General features: G+C 34.3%; 14 protein-coding genes. 2 read left to right on the top strand and 12 right to left on the bottom strand.

Translation table 11 applies throughout. The annotated features are described in order from the left end of the window. Positions 1-25 precede the first annotated feature (25 nt). From KD050_RS15095 to KD050_RS15045, 11 genes are all read right to left on the bottom strand, one after another. Positions 26-1,648, bottom strand: a complete 1,623-nt coding sequence (locus tag KD050_RS15095; RefSeq protein WP_211893160.1) for an N-acyl-D-amino-acid deacylase family protein — start codon at positions 1,646-1,648, stop codon at positions 26-28. Between the two features lie 18 nt (positions 1,649-1,666). After that, positions 1,667-2,848 carry a YgeY family selenium metabolism-linked hydrolase gene (locus KD050_RS15090; protein WP_211893159.1) on the bottom strand — a complete coding sequence of 394 codons (1,182 nt, stop codon included), beginning with the start codon at positions 2,846-2,848 and terminating at the stop codon, positions 1,667-1,669. Then, complete coding sequence (gene dpaL, locus KD050_RS15085; protein WP_235753826.1) at positions 2,849-4,087, bottom strand: diaminopropionate ammonia-lyase; 1,239 nt, start codon at positions 4,085-4,087, stop codon at positions 2,849-2,851. Between the two features lie 15 nt (positions 4,088-4,102). Beyond that, a complete protein-coding gene (locus tag KD050_RS15080) occupies positions 4,103-4,480 on the bottom strand; it encodes a Rid family detoxifying hydrolase (RefSeq protein WP_211893158.1) in 378 nt (125 codons plus the stop codon). 186 nt (positions 4,481-4,666) lie between these two features. Next, positions 4,667-6,418: a sigma-54 interaction domain-containing protein gene (locus KD050_RS15075; protein WP_211893157.1), complete on the bottom strand. Its 1,752-nt coding sequence runs from the start codon at positions 6,416-6,418 to the stop codon at positions 4,667-4,669. Positions 6,419-6,607: 189 nt separating this feature from the next. After that, positions 6,608-7,951 (bottom strand): RNA polymerase factor sigma-54, encoded by a 1,344-nt coding sequence (gene rpoN, locus KD050_RS15070; RefSeq protein WP_211893156.1) that lies wholly within the window; start codon positions 7,949-7,951, stop codon positions 6,608-6,610. 494 nt (positions 7,952-8,445) lie between these two features. Further along, the gene (locus KD050_RS15065) at positions 8,446-9,618 is read right to left on the bottom strand and encodes a PucR family transcriptional regulator ligand-binding domain-containing protein (protein ID WP_211893155.1); all 1,173 of its coding nucleotides are present in this window, start codon (positions 9,616-9,618) and stop codon (positions 8,446-8,448) included. A gap of 58 nt (positions 9,619-9,676) precedes the next feature. After that, positions 9,677-10,396, bottom strand: coding sequence for a sulfite exporter TauE/SafE family protein (locus KD050_RS15060; protein WP_211893154.1), 720 nt, complete (start codon positions 10,394-10,396; stop codon positions 9,677-9,679). Between the two features lie 56 nt (positions 10,397-10,452). Further along, positions 10,453-11,907: a Na+/H+ antiporter NhaC gene (nhaC, locus tag KD050_RS15055; RefSeq protein ID WP_211893153.1), complete on the bottom strand. Its 1,455-nt coding sequence runs from the start codon at positions 11,905-11,907 to the stop codon at positions 10,453-10,455. Positions 11,908-11,924: 17 nt separating this feature from the next. Continuing rightward, positions 11,925-13,019: an NAD/NADP-dependent octopine/nopaline dehydrogenase family protein gene (locus KD050_RS15050; RefSeq protein ID WP_211893152.1), complete on the bottom strand. Its 1,095-nt coding sequence runs from the start codon at positions 13,017-13,019 to the stop codon at positions 11,925-11,927. 1,159 nt (positions 13,020-14,178) lie between these two features. After that, positions 14,179-15,456 (bottom strand): ATP-binding protein, encoded by a 1,278-nt coding sequence (locus KD050_RS15045; protein WP_211893151.1) that lies wholly within the window; start codon positions 15,454-15,456, stop codon positions 14,179-14,181. A gap of 1,052 nt (positions 15,457-16,508) precedes the next feature. Here KD050_RS15045 and KD050_RS15040 point away from each other — a divergent pair. Next, positions 16,509-16,946, top strand: a complete 438-nt coding sequence (locus tag KD050_RS15040) for a GNAT family N-acetyltransferase (protein WP_211893150.1) — start codon at positions 16,509-16,511, stop codon at positions 16,944-16,946. Between the two features lie 181 nt (positions 16,947-17,127). Here KD050_RS15040 and KD050_RS15035 read toward each other — a convergent pair whose 3' ends face one another. After that, positions 17,128-18,105 carry a hypothetical protein gene (locus KD050_RS15035; protein WP_211893149.1) on the bottom strand — a complete coding sequence of 326 codons (978 nt, stop codon included), beginning with the start codon at positions 18,103-18,105 and terminating at the stop codon, positions 17,128-17,130. A 185-nt stretch (positions 18,106-18,290) separates the two neighbouring features. On the opposite strand from KD050_RS15035, the gene KD050_RS15030 reads away from it, so the two are divergent. Continuing rightward, a complete protein-coding gene (locus KD050_RS15030; protein ID WP_211893148.1) occupies positions 18,291-18,983 on the top strand; it encodes an SGNH/GDSL hydrolase family protein in 693 nt (230 codons plus the stop codon). Positions 18,984-19,210 lie beyond the last annotated feature (227 nt).

Genomic DNA, 19,210 nt, shown 5'->3' with positions numbered 1-19,210 from the left:
AATTTTTTAGACTTTAGCCGTTATTTTATTTTGTATTAGAAAGCTGCTTATGCTTGATGTTATATTGACGTTGAATAACAATTCCAGCAGGTTTTCGGTATGCCTCTTCCCCATGAACAACTACTTGCCCGTTAACAATAACTGTTTCAATACCAACATTGTGTTGACGCGGCTTTTCAAAAGTTGCTTGATCTATAATTGTGTCTGGATTAAAAATCACAATATCCGCTGCCAGTCCCTCACGGATTATTCCTCTATCCTGTAATCCAATAATACGAGCAGGTTGGGATGTCATACGACGAATCATTTCTTCAAGCGTCGTTACCTTTTCTTCTCTCACATATTTCCCTAAAATGCGAGGGAAGGACCCGTATGCACGAGGATGTGGTTCTCCTCCTAACAATCCATCAGAACCTACCGTTCCAGCAGGATGTGCTAAGATCATCTTCACCGATTCTTCATTCATAACAAAATCAATCATGCCAACGTTATTTTTTTCATGAAGAATTAAGTCCAATGCGACATCGGCCTCATCTTTACCATCAATTTTTGCAATTTCTTCAATTGTTTTACTAACACAGTATTGTTTTTCAGTTGTTTCGACTGATGTGATAATGATGCCACTCCATCCAGCCCATTTTGCAATACTATCCCAGCCTTTAAGAGCGGTCGACATTTCATTTTTAATTTGGTCACGTAATTGCAAATCTTCAAGACGCTTTAACATTTCTTCAGTTCCTCCATCATGTGCCCATGGTGGTAAAATTGCACTTAGCATTGTACTACCTGCAATGTATGGATATTGATCAAATGTAACTTCTAATCCTGCATTTCGAGCTTCATCAATTTTCTTTAAAACATCAGCTGTTTTATGCCAATTGTCTTTGCCACAATTTTTCAAATGAGAGAAATGCAGATGAGCCCCACATCGTTTCATCATTGCGATTAACTCATCCATTGATTCTAAAATTTCATCACCTTCACTACGCTGATGAATTACTAGCGGTACACCATATTCAGCAATTACTTGACATAATGATTCAAGTTCTTTCATTTCCGCAAAGCAACAAGGAAGGTATATTAATCCCGTAGAAAGACCTACTGCTCCCTCATCTAAAGATCTTCGGAGAACATCTTGCATTCTCTTAATTTCTTCATCAGTAGCTGGGCGGTTTGCTAAGCCCATTACCTCCATACGAATATTTCCATGTGGTGCCAAAACAGCTAAATTGTAACTTGGTTTATTTCGTTTAATTTTTTCAATATATTCACCAACAGTCTGCCAGTCCCAATCTACTGCTGGTGTTCCGTCTAATCCAGCTAGATTTTTCTGCCAAGTAGACACGTACTCCTGCGGAAGCGGAGCAGCAGCAATTCCATCCTGTCCCAATAAATCTGTCGTAATTCCTTGGCGTACTTTTGCTTCTATTAATGGCTCTTCTAATATCACTAAATCAGAATGAGTGTGCATATCGATAAACCCAGGTGATACTACTAATCCTTTTGCATCGATCTCTTTTTGTGCCTGTACATCAGTTAGTAACCCTATTTTTTCGATTTTCCCTTCTTTAACAGCAATATCTCCGTAATACCAAGGTGATCCTGTACCATCAATGATCTTGCCGTTTCTAATGATTAAATCTACCATTTCCCTACCCCCTATATGTTATAAGTTTGTTAGTGTTTCCATAATTGAAATATAGCCTTCTGTTGCCTTGACAAGTTGTTCAATTTCAATGTACTCATCATCAATATGCGCAAGTTTTTCTAAGGATGGGCCAAACCCGATAGTAGGAATATTAGCCTCACCTGCAAAATGGCTTCCGTTTGTACAGAACGAGTAGTGTGAAAGCTCTGTCTGAGGAATAATTTTCTTTAAATTTTCAAATGTTTGAGCGATAAAATCTTCATTTGCTTCATATAACCAAGCAGGAAAAAAACGTTCTGCTTCAATTGTTTCACCTGTATAGCAAAGCTCACTGCCACTTGAAAAGCTTACTTTTGCATTAAACTGCTCATCTTCTAGTTCTAAACGATCAATGATTTTTTGTATTGGTTCTAACACGGATTCACGTGTTTCATTTACTAATAAACGACGGTCAAATGTTACTCGAGCATGAGAAGGGACAACTGAAGCTCCTGGATATGGTGAAGAAATGAAATCAGTTAGCTCCAAGATACCTTTACCTAAAATTGGATGTTCTTCATTCTTTAATTGGTTAATTTCAGCTATTAGTGTGACCATTTTATTTACTGCATTGATCCCTGCATCTGGATTTGAAGAGTGGGCTGATTTTCCAAATATCTCTACAATTACTTCAGCTCGACCACGTTGACCAATATTTAACTTTAAATTTGTTGCTTCACCAATAACCACATAATTAGGTTGATGCTGTTCACTGACTAACCTTGTTGCTACTCCTTCAAAACATTCTTCATGCACACTACAAGAAATAACAATCTTACCCTTAAAATTTTTCTGGCAATCTTCAGCAAAGTATTTTGCCGCTAAAAGCATAGCAGTGACAGAACCTTTCATATCTGAAGTTCCGCGCCCCCATATCTTTCCGTCTTTTACTATTGCTTCATAAGGATTAACAGTCCAATTTTCTTCAAATACCGGTACCGTATCAATATGACCATCAAATAGCACTGTTGGTCCTGGCTCAACACCATTTATAACCACCGCAATATTCCCAAATCGATCAACTGTTACTTCATCAAATTTATGCTGATTCGCAAAGTCTTGAATTTTTTTAGCTACTTCTTTTTCCTGTCCAGAAAGACTAGGACTTTGAATTAGGTTCTGGCACAAAGTAACAATTTCATCTACACGTAATTGAATCATCTATTTTCCCTCCGATTGTAAGGCATATTTACCTTCCCAAACAATGTGTTTATAACTTTCACTATCTGTATCGCCCTCAGTACTTATTAATAAAATTGAAGACTCATCATTTAATTCCATTTCTTTTAAAATATTTTGATCTTGCTCATATTTTCGTAAATAATAAAGTAAACCTAATGTTGCAGCACCTGATTCTCCAGAAATTATTTTAGGATCTTCACCTATTGGATTTCCATAAATTCTCATTCCTAATGCTGCAAGTTCATCTGTACAAGAAATTGTACCAATTGCATAATTCCTTAATAATTCAAACGCTTTAGTATTGGGTTCACCACAAGCTAAACCAGCCATTAGCGTATCCAAACTCCCTGTTATAAATTCTCTCGTCCCTTCTGAAGATATAAAAGATTCATAAAAACAATTAGCTTTATGTGGTTCAACAATAACAATTTTCGGAGTATTTTCTCCGTATACTTGCAATAAGTAACCTGCAATAGCTGCAGCAAATGAGCCTACTCCAGCTTGTAAAAATACATGAGTAGGAATTTTTTCATCGTTAATTTTTAGTTCATCTACTATTTCTTTTGCAATTGCTGAGTAACCTTGCATAATCCATAAGGGAATTTTTTCATAACCTTCCCATGCTGTATCTTGAACCATTATCCAGTCATTTTTTTCAGCAAGTTGTGCACAAATACGAACTGTTTCGTCATAGTTTACATCCTGTATTTCAGCTACAGCTCCTTCGTCTCGAATTGCTCTCAAACGTTGTTCTGAGGACCCTTTAGGCATATAAATCACCGATTTATATCCTAATTCGCGTGCAGCCCATGCTACGCCCCTACCGTGATTACCATCCGTTGCAGAAATAAACGTTAAATCACCTAATTGACTTTTTACTTTATCGGATTTTAATATATCAAAAGATAATTGTTCAATTGGTCGATTTAGTTCTTCTGCTATATATTTAGCTATTGAGTAAATTCCACCCAAAACTTTAAATGCATTTAATCCAAAACGTTTAGACTCATCTTTAGCTAAAATTGCGCTAACATTTAATTCTTTAGCTAAGTGATTAAGTCTGTGCAAGGGTGTAGATGTAAAAGCTTTGTGGGTTTTTTGGAAAGCCAGCACTCTTTCAATTTCCAATTCATTAAAATCTACTAAAATGTTACTATTGTCTGTCTCTTGGTAAAAACGATTTTTTGCCCAAAGGATTTTTTTGTTTTGCAATACCAACCTGAATACCCCTCTCTATTTGTAACTTACAACTACTTCAATTTCGACTAGTGCTCCTTTTGGAATATCAGCAACAGCTACACAACTTCTCACAGGTTTATGCTCTCCAAATTCTCGTGCATAAATTGTATTCATTCCAGAAAAGTCATCCATTGTTTGTAAAAAAACTAATGATTTCACTACTTGATCCAATGTTAATCCTTCACTCTCAAGAAGACCTCGAATATTATTTAAAATTTGTTCTGTCTGTTCTTCAATTGTTAGTCCTACAACTACACCTGTCTCTGGGTTTAGTGGTAACATTCCAGAGCAGTATAAAACATCATTTAACTTAATCGCCTGAGAATAGGGACCAACGGCTGCTGGTGCTTTTGATGTCGTAATTATCTTCATATTATCTCCTCCTTTTTATGTATACTTTTTATAAAGCAAGAAGCGTGCCAAACTAAATAACCAGTTAAACTCATATGTTTTTAAATCTCTCCCTATTATTCCGGTCTCAATTTGATACTTAAATTTTTGTATTTTTGACTATAAGTACTGAAAACAAGGATAAAAATAAAAAGTATCAAATTGATACTAGATATCAATTTGATACTTTTTAATTTTTCGAAATAAAGTAGCTCTACCTATGCCTAATAACTTTGCTGCCTCATCCATATTTAATTGATTCAATTTTATGTATTCAATTGTTTTCTGAATTGTTTCTTTTTCTATTAACTCTAATTGAAATACCGTTTGTTGTTTTTCTTTTATAATTACAAAAGATTCATTGTTTAGTTTTCGTTTAATAAGATCTTTTGCACTGTCCCATGTTACAAAATCTTCTCGTACAAAATTAAATAAGTATTCGATAAAATTCTTCAGTTCTCTCACGTTACCAGGCCATGGATATTCATAAATTTTTTGTGTAATTTTTTCATCAAACCCTTTAATACTTTTGTTAAACAATACATTAAATTCTTTTATATAGTAATCGCATAACGTAAAAATGTCCTCTGGTCTACTTCTTAATGGAGGAATTAATATCGGAATAACGTTTAAACGATAATAAAGGTCTTCTCGAAAAGTCCCTTCTTCAACCATTTTATCCAAAGCTCGATTAGTCGCTGCTACAACTCGAACATTTACTTTAATTGGAGAGGTTCCTCCTACACGTTCAATTTCATTTTCTTGTAAAACACGCAAAATTTTCACTTGCAGAGCTAGAGGCATTTCTCCAATTTCATCTAAAAAAATTGTCCCTCCATTTGCTGTTTCAAATTTTCCAACTTTACCGATTTTACTAGCTCCTGTAAAAGCGCCCTTTTCATAACCAAACAATTCACTTTCCAATAAATTTTCTGGAATTGCACCGCAGTTCACTGCTATAAAAGAATCTCTATTTCTTTCGCTTGCATGATGGATTGCTTTTGCAAATACCTCTTTTCCTGTCCCACTTTCACCTTGAAGAAGAATAGTTGATTTTGATTGCGCTGCTCTTAATGCAAATTCTTTTACTGCTTCAAGTTGTGGGCTTGATCCAATAATACTTCTAAATACTTTCCTTTTTTCCAATTGAACATTTTCCGCAATCGTTTGAATGGTATCTACATCTTGTATACTTATTAAAAACTCTTCATTATTAATAGGTCGCTTAGTTACTATTACTTTTGTTTCCCGGGGTCTTGTTTGAATAATAAATGGCTCATTTTCAATTGTGTCCAACTTTATAATCCTTCGTATCCATTTTTCCACGCTACTTGGTAATTCATCCAGTCCATTAAGGTTTAATGTTCTTAATGCATGCTCATTTGCTTGTAAGACCTTAAAATATTTTGTGACTATTAGCACACCTTGATCCATTAGGTTAATAACATGATCTAATTTTTCAGCTTGATTTTTCATTTCTTCTAAAATTCGTCCTTGTTCTAACTTACTTGCTAATAAGTCTGCCAATTTACTTAAAAAAAGTAAAATTCCTTCTATATCTATAAATAACCTTTCTCGTTGTTCTTCTGAAAATGCTAATAAACCAATAAACCCAATGATTTGATTGTTCATAAAAATCGGCGCACTAATTTCTCCTGTCTCCATACAATTTCCATAAAATCCACACGATTTACAGATTTTTTCAAAACCTGGTTTACGGATAATCATAGATTTCTTAGTTTCATAAACTTCTTTGTATACCAAATTCCCCTCAAGCTTTTTTAATATATTTATTTTCCCTTCTCCTGTACCAGCAATACGCATATAATTTATATCGGCAATTTCAACCTCTAAATCTAAAACAGCTGCAATCGCTTCTGCAATACTTTGCACATCTGATTGAATGTCTAATAAGTACAAATAGAATCCTCTCCTTATTAATTAACAATTAAAAACTTCGAAACTCCTATATAGGTTATACCTACTTGAATAATCTGTTTTTCAGAAAAACCTTAACTATGTATTACCTTCTTCTAACTTATCTAATGAATTATTAATTTATTTTAATAAAGCAAGACTGTTTCAAAAAGAAGGTTCTTTTTGAAACAGTCACTTAATAGATATATATACACGTTTTGACGAACTAAATATATTTAACTCTTCACGGTATTTTGCGACAGTACGACGAGAGATTTGAATATCTTCCTCTCCCAAAATATCAGTAATTTGCTGATCAGAATACCGGTTATCAGGATTTTCACTGTCTATTAATTCTTTAATACGACGTTTAACATAACTAACTGAATCCATTTTCCCCGAATTACTTACAAATCCTTTAGTAAATAATGATTGTAAAGCATAGGTACCATGTGGTGTTCGTATATATTTACTTCTAATCGTACGGCTAATTGTAGATTCATGGACACCAAGAATTATTGAAACGTCCTTTAAACGCATAGGTTTAATGTCTTGCATCCCCTTTTCAAAAAAATCTTGCTGCTTTTCAAGTAATACTCGAAGTAAAGCATATATCGTTTTGTCTCGCTGTTCGATTCCTTGCATTAATAGTAGAGCATCCTTAAGACAGTCTTGATAATACTTTTTAGTTTTAGGGTCAGGATCAGATTTTAGTAAATCTACGTATGTTTTACTTATTGAAACAGTTGGTAAATACTTGCGATTTAACTGAATTATCCATTGGTCGTTTCTTTTTATAACCTCTGCATCCGGCACTATATATTGAATAGGTTTGAACATGTCTTCCGAAATTGGCAGAGGATTTAAATTTCTAATATAGTTTAAGGTTCTCTGTGTTTCCTTTATAGCAGTTCTATATTTCTTACTTAATATTTTCAGTGATAGTGAAGCCATATTTTCAAGCTCGAACTTCACAAAATCTACAGCAAGTGGTGGTGCAGTTAAATCTCGGTCAATTTGGATGAGTAAATAATCGGTAAAACTTCTTGCACCCACTCCAATTGGTTCAAAAGTTTGAAATAAATCTATAATAACTTCAACGTGTTCATTTGTTGTTTCAAACTTTTCTGCTACCTCATCTAACTCTATATCTAAAAATAAACGATCATCTAAGCTACATATTAAGTATTTTAAAATACTTAGATCTTTTTTAGATAAATTTTGATGCAGTGGTATCTGTTCTAATAAATAAGCCTCGAAACTATCTTTTTGGGTTAACCTTGTTTGAAGCAAATCAATTTTTTCACTATGGTTACTACTTCTATTATTTGAAAAAACGGACGCTAGTTGTAACACATCTTTATAACTTTTTTGGAATTTTGAATCCTCTACATGTAAGAGAGGATTATCATTTGCTTTTTCGTAAATATATCCTTCCAACTCTGCACCTGAATAATGCAAAATCTCAAGATGTTGTATTAACTCTGTTGTTAGTGCTATTTTTTGAATCTGTGAAATTTCTAAAGAACCGTGCATTATAGCCCCCCTCCCTATTATTAATTATCATAACACTATAAAAATACTGATTTATATTAATTTTCTGATTTTAATATATATATTAACATATTAAGCGAGACCTTCAATATTTATGTGTAAATGAGCTTTAGCATTTAATATTGGAACTCTTTATATATTGGATTTGAACATTATTTCTAGCTTCAAACGCGATTCCATTAGGTTTATCAAATTGATATTTGTTGCACAGATGCCCTTTGGAAAACATTTGAACGTGAAAATATACTTGTGAAAGGCCCTTGTAAAAGGTACAAGGTTTTTACTTAATGGTTTGAGAACCTAGTTTTTTACACAGGGACAAAAAAAGGAAAGAAAAAAGCGCAATCCTAATAGGACTACGCTTTCTTCTTTCCCTAAATAGGGAATACACTCGGAAAATTTTCAAGAAAGGTACCATGATCTCACCGAATTATGAATACTCCGGTAACTAAGTACCTGATGCTAGTGGAGAAAATCTATAAAATCACTTTCATCATAAAAGCTACAGACAGATTAAGCCGAACAAAAAAATCAGATAAATCGCATGCTAATAAGCTTTCAATTTTTTTGATTTTATAATTTATAGTATTCCGGTGTACAAACATACGTTGTGCCACTTCATTGACACGTCCGTTCGTTTCTAAATATAACTTTAGTACTGTACTTAAGTCCGTATCGTTTGCATTATCATATTGCAAAAGAGGACCGAGCATGGATTGAAAATATCTTTCTGCTCCGTCTTTGTCTATATGTGATAATAATAATTCATACACTCCCAGCGACTGATCGTCCTCTATCGGTTTAAAAATTAATCCGTTACTATTTATTTTATGAACTTGCTTTGCTCTAATAAAATGTTTATGTAACTGATTTAATTTCTTAACTTCTTTTCCAAGTGCCATAAATTGGAGTTGCGACTCGGGGGCTTTAATAGCAAAAAAACTGCATACTTTTTCCTTTAATATTTCTAATTTAGAATAATTCAGTTGAACCGAACAAAGGATGAAATTGTCTTCTATATTTACAATAGCAACCTTTCCGTCCAATTGGTAGGTAAAAAATTCAATCCTATTAGTAAGGTCATTTATAAATTTATCATTTACTTCTGAATCTATTTTACAGCTAAACATTGTAAAGCGCAGTTCATTTTCAATTCTAAAATCATATTCTTCCAAAATAGGTATATACAAATCTTCTCTCGTAGGTGCAAGTAATGCTTTTTCAAGAGCTTTGGAAATTTCCATTTCATACTTTTCGGCTTCTAATATATACATGCAAAAAACTTTTATTATACGAGCCATCTTTACTTCCCATGGTACTGTGAATAACGGAAACGCCATTTCATTACAATAAGCAAGAATTTCATCACTAATGTTCGGTATATATGGCCCAATATTCACTACCATTCCACTAGCACCATTACGTATGTTTTCTTTTACTAATTCCAATAAATCAAAGTCCTTATTTTCATATATCCCTATTCCAGTTGTGAAGACAACTTCCTCTCCATCTAAAAAAGTTGAAATTTCTCCATTTTCTACCATATGTACCCACTTTACAGGTTTATCCATGCCCTCATGTCCAGCTATTAGTTGTATATCAAAACTATTTACAACATATTTATATAATACATTCAGTAAGACGCTCATTCCATTACCCCTTCTCTATCTTATCATGAGCATATTTAGACATATATGGAAAAACACTTTATGTTAAAAGTAAGGAAATCCCGGAGATGAATAATAGAATATATGTTAACTTCAAGAAATTCTGATGGTTTATCTTTGTAAATAATTTGATACCGAGCATAATACCAAGGGTCAATGGAATGATTGACCAAAGAATCAATGGGATTGTCGTTTCGTTCAAGTGTCCTAAACGAACTTGATTTAAAAATAAGAAGGAATCTAAAATGACCCAAAGCGGTGCTAAAGTGGCTCTAAATTCCTTCTTCGTTTTCAAAGCGACGGCAGCATATATAACCAATAATGAACCACCAGATAAAAATAATCCATGTACTACTCCTGCCATAACAACTATCCAAAGTAAAAAGTTCCTAGAAAGGTTAAATTCTTTCTTCGCAAAAAATTTCCACAAGGCTATAAAAATTATCAGCAGTGCATAAAACTTCAATAAAATAGATACCGGAACAAAGTCAAATAGAACTATACCTACAATCATACCAAGTAACATAAAAATGGAGATTTTGAAAAGTTCCTTCCAATTCGTATCTTTATAGCACGATATAGTGATCCAAATACAACATAAAAGGGAAATAACATTTAAAACAGTCTTTGCCTCATCTACACCTATCAATTGCATTGAAGCAGGCATTGCAAGCAAAGTACCTGCAAAGCCAGTCATGGATTCAACAGTATTAGCTATGAAGACGACCAAAAGAAACAAAAATTCCTGTAGACTCAACAAACTGGTCATCTTCCTTTCAGAAGGATTTTTTCTTTATATCCTCTAAACGTAGTTATCTATCTAACTAAAACGCTTTTCACTTTTGCATCAGATTTGTCTGTTTTGGCTATAGAATAACCAGTGAAGCCAAAGATCATAGCGAAAACAATACATAAGTAACACGGGATGGCCCACATCCAATAGTTTCCAACCCCTACACCTAAAACTTCTAAATAGTAAATTCCAGATACTCCCCAAGGAACAAATGGGAGAATCATTGTCCCAGCATCTTCTAAAGTTCTTGATAGATTTTTACGATCTAATCCCATTTTGTTATATGCATCTTTTAATAGAGTACCAACCATGATAATAGATATTGAAGCAACACCAGCCGTGAAAACAAGTGCAACACTACCAGCAATCGTTACCCCTATTAACTGCCATACTTTCTCCACCTTACTATAGAATGACTCCAAGATTACCTCTAAACAGCCAGCCACTTCAACTATTCCGGCAAAAGCATATCCACAAATAATTGTGACCGCAATAGTCGTCATGGAGAAGATCCCCCCACGATTAAGTAACTTTAAGACAGTTTCAGAAACAGCGGAAGCATCAAAATTTGCTGAATGAACCATCGATACATTAAATCCGCTGACCATAGCTTGGAGCCCATCAGTAAGTGAAAAAGAGTTGGATAACATTCCTACTACTAGAGCTACCACGGAGGAAAGAAGCATAATTGGGACTGTCGGTTTTTTATAGAAAGCGCCCCAAAATATCACTAAGAACGGTAAACACATAAAAACATTCCAATTGTATATTGAATCGAGTTCACCAGTAAGTGCCTGAATAGCAGTAATATCTACTTTTTCATCACCATACATCTGCTGTCCAACTATCACATATACAATCATTCCTATTAGCGAAGCTGGAATGGTTGTATATAGCATATGCTTAATATGATCATACAAATTTACTTCACAAACAAGCGGAGCCAAATTAGTCGTATCAGACAATGGCGATAATTTATCCCCAAAAACTCCCCCTGCAATGACTGCACCCGCCGCCATACCAAGCGGAATATTTAACTGTGCGGCAATTCCCATAAGGGCAACACCAGCTGTTGCTGTAGATCCCCATGCGGTTCCTGTAGCAGTAGAAACTACGGCAACGATTATAAAAGCTGTAACTAAGAAAAATGCTGGACTTATGATTTTCAATCCATAATAGATTAACATGGGCACAGTACCTGCATATACCCAGCTACCTATTACAATACCTACCGCAAATAGGATAAAAACTGCAGGCATAACATTCCCTATACGAACAGAAACCCCTTTTTCCATTTCGTCCCAAGTTAGTCCTACCCTCCATCCAATGAAAGCGGCATAGACAGCCGATATAACTAATAATATTTGAATTCCGATTCCAAAGATCCCAAAGCCTATACCAATGACTAACCCCATAAAAACAAGACAGGATATAGATTCGAATAATGTTGGCTTTCTTTTAGCTCTTACTTTCCCCATTTCCCATACCCCCTTATTTATACAATTTCTATTAATTGCTGTACCGTCAGACCATCCAAACCAAGGCTCTTCAAATGTAGCCCATCATTATTAAAATCTTGTTCTAATAATGTCCCACCTAAAATTATTACCGCATCTATATTCGGCGTTGGAACCCCTGCGACTTTTCCTAAATCGGACCAGAGAACAAGACCGCTAGAAATATCCTCTGTAAAGTACCGTGATTGAACACTTACCGGTCCTTTGATCTTTGTAAACACTTCACTTGTATTAAAAAGGGTTTGTAGATCTTCCTCTTCGTTACTAAAATATCCCCTTCTCGCTCTACTTTTGACAGCATCCTCTAATTCGAAGCCAAAAGCCTTTCCAATTGCCATACGCTCACCTTCAATAGCATGTAGTAATTTAATCGTATGTTCTGTTATCCCTTCTTTATAAAGCCAAAATTCCCCATTAGAGTAATCTATTCTCCCTGCGTTCAATAAACAAGGACCTGGATGAACCTCAGGATTTCCATTCTCCAATGTGGTATGCCATATGTTTTTAGCCTCAACGAAGCAATCATAAAGCTGAGAGCATACAGCAAGTAAACGCTCAGTTTCGCTATGAGGGTATGCAGCAAGAAAAATCTTTCTTACACGTAAGGACATTTCTGCAATAGCTTCAGCAGGAAATGCACGGGTACCATAAGTAAGTGAATTCGTTTCTGCGATACTAAACTTCGTATCAATTCCTAAATCTCTTGCTTTGTTTACAAAACGTACGCATCCCATAGCTGCAGCACCATTTAGCAAAATCACTTGCTCATCTGTTACTATCGGTGCCAATAGTTCGGCAAACTGTTCAATTGCAAATCCAGGAACCGTCAGCATAATTACATCTGCTCCTTGAATAGCTTGTACAATGTTAGTAGTTACCAAATCCACTTCGTAGAAAGACTCCTGATCTAGTTCCTTTAATAAAATTCCTCCTTTTTGTTTAATGCCATCTAAATTATTTCTAAATTGAGGAAGTTCATATAAACTTACTTCAAAACCTCTACTTTTTAAATCCGCTGCCGCAGTAATTCCGCCATTTCCTGCTCCTAATATCGCTACTCTTTGTACCTTCATCCCAATCCCTCTTTCCAATAATTTATTCTATTATAGAAACTTATCTTGAACTCCTTTCTTTATCTCACATAATTCAGTCTATTAATATATTCATATAGCTAAAATATTTTGTGCTTCAGCACATACTGCAGTATAGAATGCTGCATCCTAAAAATAATGTAGGTATTGAAATGTTGCGCTTAACAAAATATCCTCCGAATCAAAAAAAAGCAGCAAGTAAACTGTCCCCCGCTGTTTTTTAAAATTTATTCAGTTGGAATTATAATAAGTAGTAAAAGCTACCCACTAGCGTTGCATAGAAGTAAAAATATAGGATACGAAACAAAATATAAAAAATAAATTTTAGATGTTAAAACACAAAAAAACTCCTAGTCTTGGTAATGGAATCTGGTATTTGTTCTAAACCAAAGTTCTTAGAAGAAATTGTGGTAAAATCTATCAGTCATTCTACAATTGGTCTCCGATTAGCGGAGCTGAATACAACGGCTTTTAGTAGATCTTCTCGGTCGTTTGACAGCTCATTATTGGCGTTTAAAAAGCGGTTCTACAGGAATACACAGGGACAAAAAAAGGAAAGAAAAAAGCGTAATCCAAATAGGACTACGCTTTCTTCTTTCCCTAAAGAGGGAATACACTCGGAAAATTTGTTAATGTTGCTTTGTTAAACCGTAACTGACAATTTCAAAAATCATCTCGTCAGTGCAGTTGAGTCGTCTGATATGAAACATCAGACATTTAGGTGCACTTCCACAAAAAACTTTTCTTTCACTAGCAGGTAAAACACGTTGGATGGAAACCTAAATATATCGGTTCCCGACGAGAGTACCTTTCGTCAGTAAAGCAAATTTTCCGCCAAGGCTGTGCAAATCAACCATTGGAGTCTCTTGTAAACGCATAGTTTACCAGTCCCTTCCTACGGTAGTTCCGCCTTGTACTATTTATATACCCCGCTTAAAAATGATTAAACATCTTTTGTTAAATTTGTTCAAACTTTTTTATGTAAGTTTTGAAAGGATTTTTCCCATTCTGCTCCTGCTATTTTTTCTGAAATGAAAAACGAAGGCTATCAATTTTATGTCGCCTCAACATACGGTAATAAACCAGAATTATAGATAATTGTCTGAATAGTGTAGAATTGTATCTTGCACAGGGAATACTTCTACAAGGAAGCGTTTAATTTCGGTAACAATACCTCTATGCTAGTCCCTATATTAACTTGACTCGTAATTTGTATAGAGCCTTTGTGTGCTTCTATTATACTATGGCTGACAGTCATACCTAAACCAATTCCTTTTTCTTTTAAGCTATAGAAAGGATCACCAATGTGTTGTAAATGGCTCTCTTCCATTCCGCAGCCATTATCCTCAATCTTAATGCCAATATAGTTTTCATCCTTCTCATATATAGAAATGTTGATTTCCCCATTTGTTGTAATTGCCTCTAAAGCGTTTTTCAATATATTTATAAACACTTGTTTCAATTTACTTTCATTGCAGTATGTATTAAATTGATCAAGGTCATTCACGTATATTTTCGTTTGTTGTTTGGATGCTTCTATTGAAAACAATTGAACGACATCTCTCACAATTTTATTAATGTCATTATTTTCAAGCAAAATGTCTGTTGGTTTTGCAATCATTAATAGTTCATTCACAATGCTATTAATTCGATCAATTTCAGTTACTAACATGTTAATATGATCATCCAGTTTAATTGTTTTCTCTTGTCCCATTTGCAAATACCCTTTAATAATTGCAAGAGGATTTCGTATTTCGTGGGCAATACCTGCTGATAGTTCGCCTAAAGCAGACATTTTTTCGGATTGTATTAACTTGCGCTCTGTTTCTTTTAAAGCGGTTATTTCTCTTCCAATAACGACTAATCCTTTTCTGGAACCATCATTATTAAAAATAGGCACTTTAAATGCATCGAAAATTTTATTGGAACCATTTCTCAATGGTATTATTTCTTCGCATCGACTAACCTTTCCAACCTTCCACGCCTCTTCGTCCGTTTCTATACAATAAATCAAAGCATCGTGATAAAAATCTGTATATTCCGCCATTTCCTTATCTGTTTTTCCTTTATAATCGATGCCTTCAAGCTCGAATAACTGAGCACCAAATTTATTTATTTGAAGCCACTTTCCTTCCCCATCTTTAAATGAAACAAAGTCGGGCATCGTATCAATTAAAAAAGAAAGTTTCTCTTTTTCTTCTTCAATTTGTTTGGAATCCCTTAATTTATTTATTAAAACAAATAAAAGAATAGCTGTAAGGACAACGAACAAAAAACCTTTAAATGTATCCAAAAATAGAATCTGTTCATCAGAAAGATTAAAAACAGCGAGGAAATAATCAGTACCAATAATCCAAACAGGTCCTATTATTACATACAAAAAAGGTACTATCCGGAAAAAGTCAGTGTTTTTATTCATTTTTTTGTCCCCTTATTGCGATTGATAAGCTAAGTATGTTTGGTTATATTGTCACATATATAACCAGATTCATCAATATAATACAGGTGCACAAATGCCATTCAATTGTAGGTAAATTGTTTCTTTCATAGGGACAAAAAAGAAAAGAAAAAAGCGCAATCCTAATAGGACTACGCTTTCTTCTTCCCCTGAAGGGGAATACACTCGGAAAATTTGTTAATGTTGCTTAGTTAAACCGTAACTGACAATTTCAAAATTCATCTCGTCAGTGCAGTTATGTCGTCTGATATGAAACCATCAGACATTCAGGTGCACTTCCACAAAAAACTTTTCTTTCACTTTCAGGTAAAACACGTTGGATCGGAACCTAAATATATCGGTTCCCGACGAGAGTACCTTTCGTCAGTAAAGCAAATTTTCCGCCAAGGCTGTGCAAATCATCCATTGGATTCTCTTGTAAACACATAGTTTACCAGTCCCTTCCTACGGTAGTTCCGCCTTGTACTATTTATATACCCCGCTTAAAAATGATTAAACATCTTTTATTAAATTTGTTCAAACTTTTTATGTAAGTTTTGAAAGGTTTTTTCCATCCAGTTCCTGCTGTATTATACCTTGTTTTTGAATAAGAAAAACCGGGTCAAAGATAGAGGGCTCTGAAAAACTAATGATTTCGGTGTGTTCAGTTGATTTAGTGGACACTGAAAGCCCGTTTTACTTTTTTCTCCTTCATTATACCATCCCTCTCATCGGGTAGAATTCGTGAAATGTACCATATTAACTATTAATCCTGAATTATTCAATAATTAGGTATCCGTCATTAATGTAAACAATGATACAATAAAGTCAACAACCTCGCTTCAGAGTTTGAGGTTCACAGGAGTTGTAGTACCAGTCATTCTAAAGCATGAGATTGTTGCAGTTCGAATGTTCATTTGTTTTGGTACTCCATACGGATTTTATTACTTATCGGACATACGAGCATTTGGAGAGTCAGTCATGGAGTGCGTGTCAAAGGACAAAATATAATTGAAAGTTGGAGGTTATCATATATGAATATTCATCAAGCAACTATAAACGATCTTGATTCCCTAACGGAACTTTTCGACTTATACAGGCTATTTTATAAACAAGCGTCGGATTTTAAAGGTGCAAGGGAGTTTTTGGAAGAAAGATTTCTAAAAAATGAGTCCGTAATTTTTATAGCTTACGATGACGGAAAACCTGTTGGCTTTACTCAGCTATTTCCATCATTCTCATCTGTTAGTATGCAAAAGTCATGGGTGTTAAATGATTTGTATGTGAAAGAAACGGCTCGAAGAAAAGGAATGGCTAAAGAGTTAATAAATAAAGCGATTGACTTGGCAGAAGAAACTAAGGCTAAAGGAATTTTATTAGAGACAGGGCAGGAAAACGTAAATGCCCAAAAACTTTATGAAACGATTGGCTTTACAAAAGACTCCAGTTATTATTACTATTATTCTCTTTAATTCTTTTAATTTGCCATCTGTCTAAAAAGTTAGGCTTGACGCAATGAAATTTATTAAAGGTAAACACCAAATAACTCTCCAATTTCATTGGGCGTTATTTGGTGTTTGCTTATTTAATAGGGAATTGTAATCTAATATGAAAAAAGTGCAGAATTGTTCTCACACATGGACGTATTTAACTTTACTTTCTTGATTCATACGCTAATTTAATATACGGTTCTATTTGACTAAAACTCTCTACCCATTCAAGTCTTATATATGCTTCATGAGGATATCTGATATATTCATAATCCTGTCTAGGATACTTAATACCGAGCTCACTATCGATTTTGCTTTGTGTTTCCAAGCCTAAACTTAAGTCCTTCTCTCCAATATGTAAGATTAAACATCGTTGTCTTGCAGTTGTTAAAGTAGCAAACTTGGTTTTCCCAATTCTTTCATAGCCTATTCCATTACTCGTTTCTGCATCAGCAACAGCAAACTCTTTGTTATTCCAAATATACGAATCGATAGTTCTTGCTAGTTCTCTCGCTTTTGGCTTCTCAAATCTTAAAAAGAAATATTCTTTAGACTTCTGCTTGTCACCAATACAGTTGATAATGCAGAATTGCTCAAACTGCCTCATCAAAAAACAGGTAATTAAATCTTGTTTAGCTTCGAAATGCTCGTATTGCTCCATAAAAAAGCTTCGAATTTCTTTCCATGTTAAGATAAATGGTTTATCAATGATCATCTGACCATTTGCAAAATTACTTTTATGCCTCTCCAATTGTTCCAATTCCAAGTATGTGTTATAACCAATTTTATTTTCAATTAATAGCGAAATATCATTTGAAATGATAGCTCCATCAGGTATTCCATATTGCTTAGTCTTTCCATCTATAGTTTTTCTACTTTCTGCAATACCTACTATTGCAGCAATAGGTGTAAGTTTGGAAAGTGGAGAACTCACTTGATATCGATATTCAAATTTTTCCATAGAAACCGCATTTAAATCAAATAATTTTATAAAGGCTAAGGTCAATTCAGGAGACGAATGCTGTAAAACATTTATAAAAGCTTTTGTTACATTATTTTCAACCTGTAAAATATTCGTTTCCTCTGAACTGTTTTTCGTTTGTCCTCTATAGTAATGAAAAATATTTTCATAGATAGACATGCCCACACCCCACTTCTTTCTTATTCATATTCCTGGATAAGAAAGAATATACAAAAGTTGAGATCCAGAAAAACAAATACTCATCTAAAAAAATAGATGGGTATTTAGGCTTTCCATGTGCAAATTGCAGTAGCCATATTTCGTACGCGGAAGATCAAAAAGGAGAAGATTTCGATCAAATCTATATGGAATTGTATTTTAATTCGTTTGCGCCACCTGCAGAAGAATCTACATACGTGACGCCTGAGGAAGCATTCGACACTGCAAATGCATTTTTTTATAAATATAAGTCCTTATTTTCATACGATACATATAAAAAAGCCAGAGAGAACAAAGACTATTCTTTAGGCGAATTTCACGAGGGATATCGTACCTATAATCGTGCGAATGAGGTATCGACAACCTATGTAAATCCAAAGATAAATGACCTTTTTAGACTAGCCATTCCAGATCCTGATACTATCTATTCAGCTAAGGAAATACCTTATAATGATCAATACAAAGCAATACTAGAAACGATTCGAGACGAACACACTGACTCAAAAATTATCCCCTTCACGGATCCTATGAGTGCATTTCGATTAAAGGAATTTTTAACAAATCCAAATCAGTTGGAAGCATATGAAAGATGGTTTGAAGAAATGGTAGCCGTCTATGGACAGGTCTATAGCTTCCATTCGGTAAATGAATATACGATAGATCCGACTTATTGGTTTGATGATCTTCACTTCTATCCAAACTTAGGTGACATATTCGTAGCTCATCTAGACGGAACTATGAAAAACGAAGAAATCCTAACCATTGTCACAAGCGAGAATCTAGATAATTACTTAGCTGATCTAAAAAATGAAGTGCGAGCATTCCAACCGAAGTATTAAGAAGTAAACGAATTACTACATAAAGCAAATCTATAACTACGATGTATTAGTTTATTAAATTAGATTACTGACTTCATTCAAATAATTATAGTAAAAAGGTATTGGACAAAAAGGTCAAAGAGAGAATTGCCGGAGCAATTCTCTCTTCTTCATTGGTTCTAACAAAGGGACGCGTCAATCGAATGAGGACAGCCTCTTTATACGAATATAACTTTTGTATCTCACTT

The sequence above is a fragment of the Psychrobacillus sp. INOP01 genome (genome assembly GCF_018140925.1).
Classification (GTDB): domain Bacteria; phylum Bacillota; class Bacilli; order Bacillales_A; family Planococcaceae; genus Psychrobacillus.
Note: the sequence above shows the minus strand (reverse complement) of the source record. Positions and strands in the feature narration are given on the sequence as shown.

What these genes read in the sequence shown, in the direction of transcription:
- KD050_RS15030 (WP_211893148.1), top strand. Translation starts at nt 18,291, where the DNA reads ATGGAATTGTATTTTAATTCGTTTGCGCCACCTGCAGAAGAATCTACA.
- nhaC (WP_211893153.1), bottom strand. Translation starts at nt 11,907, where the DNA reads ATGGGGAAAGTAAGAGCTAAAAGAAAGCCAACATTATTCGAATCTATA.
- KD050_RS15065 (WP_211893155.1), bottom strand. Translation starts at nt 9,618, where the DNA reads ATGAGCGTCTTACTGAATGTATTATATAAATATGTTGTAAATAGTTTT.
- KD050_RS15045 (WP_211893151.1), bottom strand. Translation starts at nt 15,456, where the DNA reads ATGAATAAAAACACTGACTTTTTCCGGATAGTACCTTTTTTGTATGTA.
- KD050_RS15090 (WP_211893159.1), bottom strand. Translation starts at nt 2,848, where the DNA reads ATGATTCAATTACGTGTAGATGAAATTGTTACTTTGTGCCAGAACCTA.
- rpoN (WP_211893156.1), bottom strand. Translation starts at nt 7,951, where the DNA reads ATGCACGGTTCTTTAGAAATTTCACAGATTCAAAAAATAGCACTAACA.
- KD050_RS15040 (WP_211893150.1), top strand. Translation starts at nt 16,509, where the DNA reads ATGAATATTCATCAAGCAACTATAAACGATCTTGATTCCCTAACGGAA.
- KD050_RS15050 (WP_211893152.1), bottom strand. Translation starts at nt 13,019, where the DNA reads ATGAAGGTACAAAGAGTAGCGATATTAGGAGCAGGAAATGGCGGAATT.
- KD050_RS15095 (WP_211893160.1), bottom strand. Translation starts at nt 1,648, where the DNA reads ATGGTAGATTTAATCATTAGAAACGGCAAGATCATTGATGGTACAGGA.
- KD050_RS15035 (WP_211893149.1), bottom strand. Translation starts at nt 18,105, where the DNA reads ATGTCTATCTATGAAAATATTTTTCATTACTATAGAGGACAAACGAAA.
- KD050_RS15080 (WP_211893158.1), bottom strand. Translation starts at nt 4,480, where the DNA reads ATGAAGATAATTACGACATCAAAAGCACCAGCAGCCGTTGGTCCCTAT.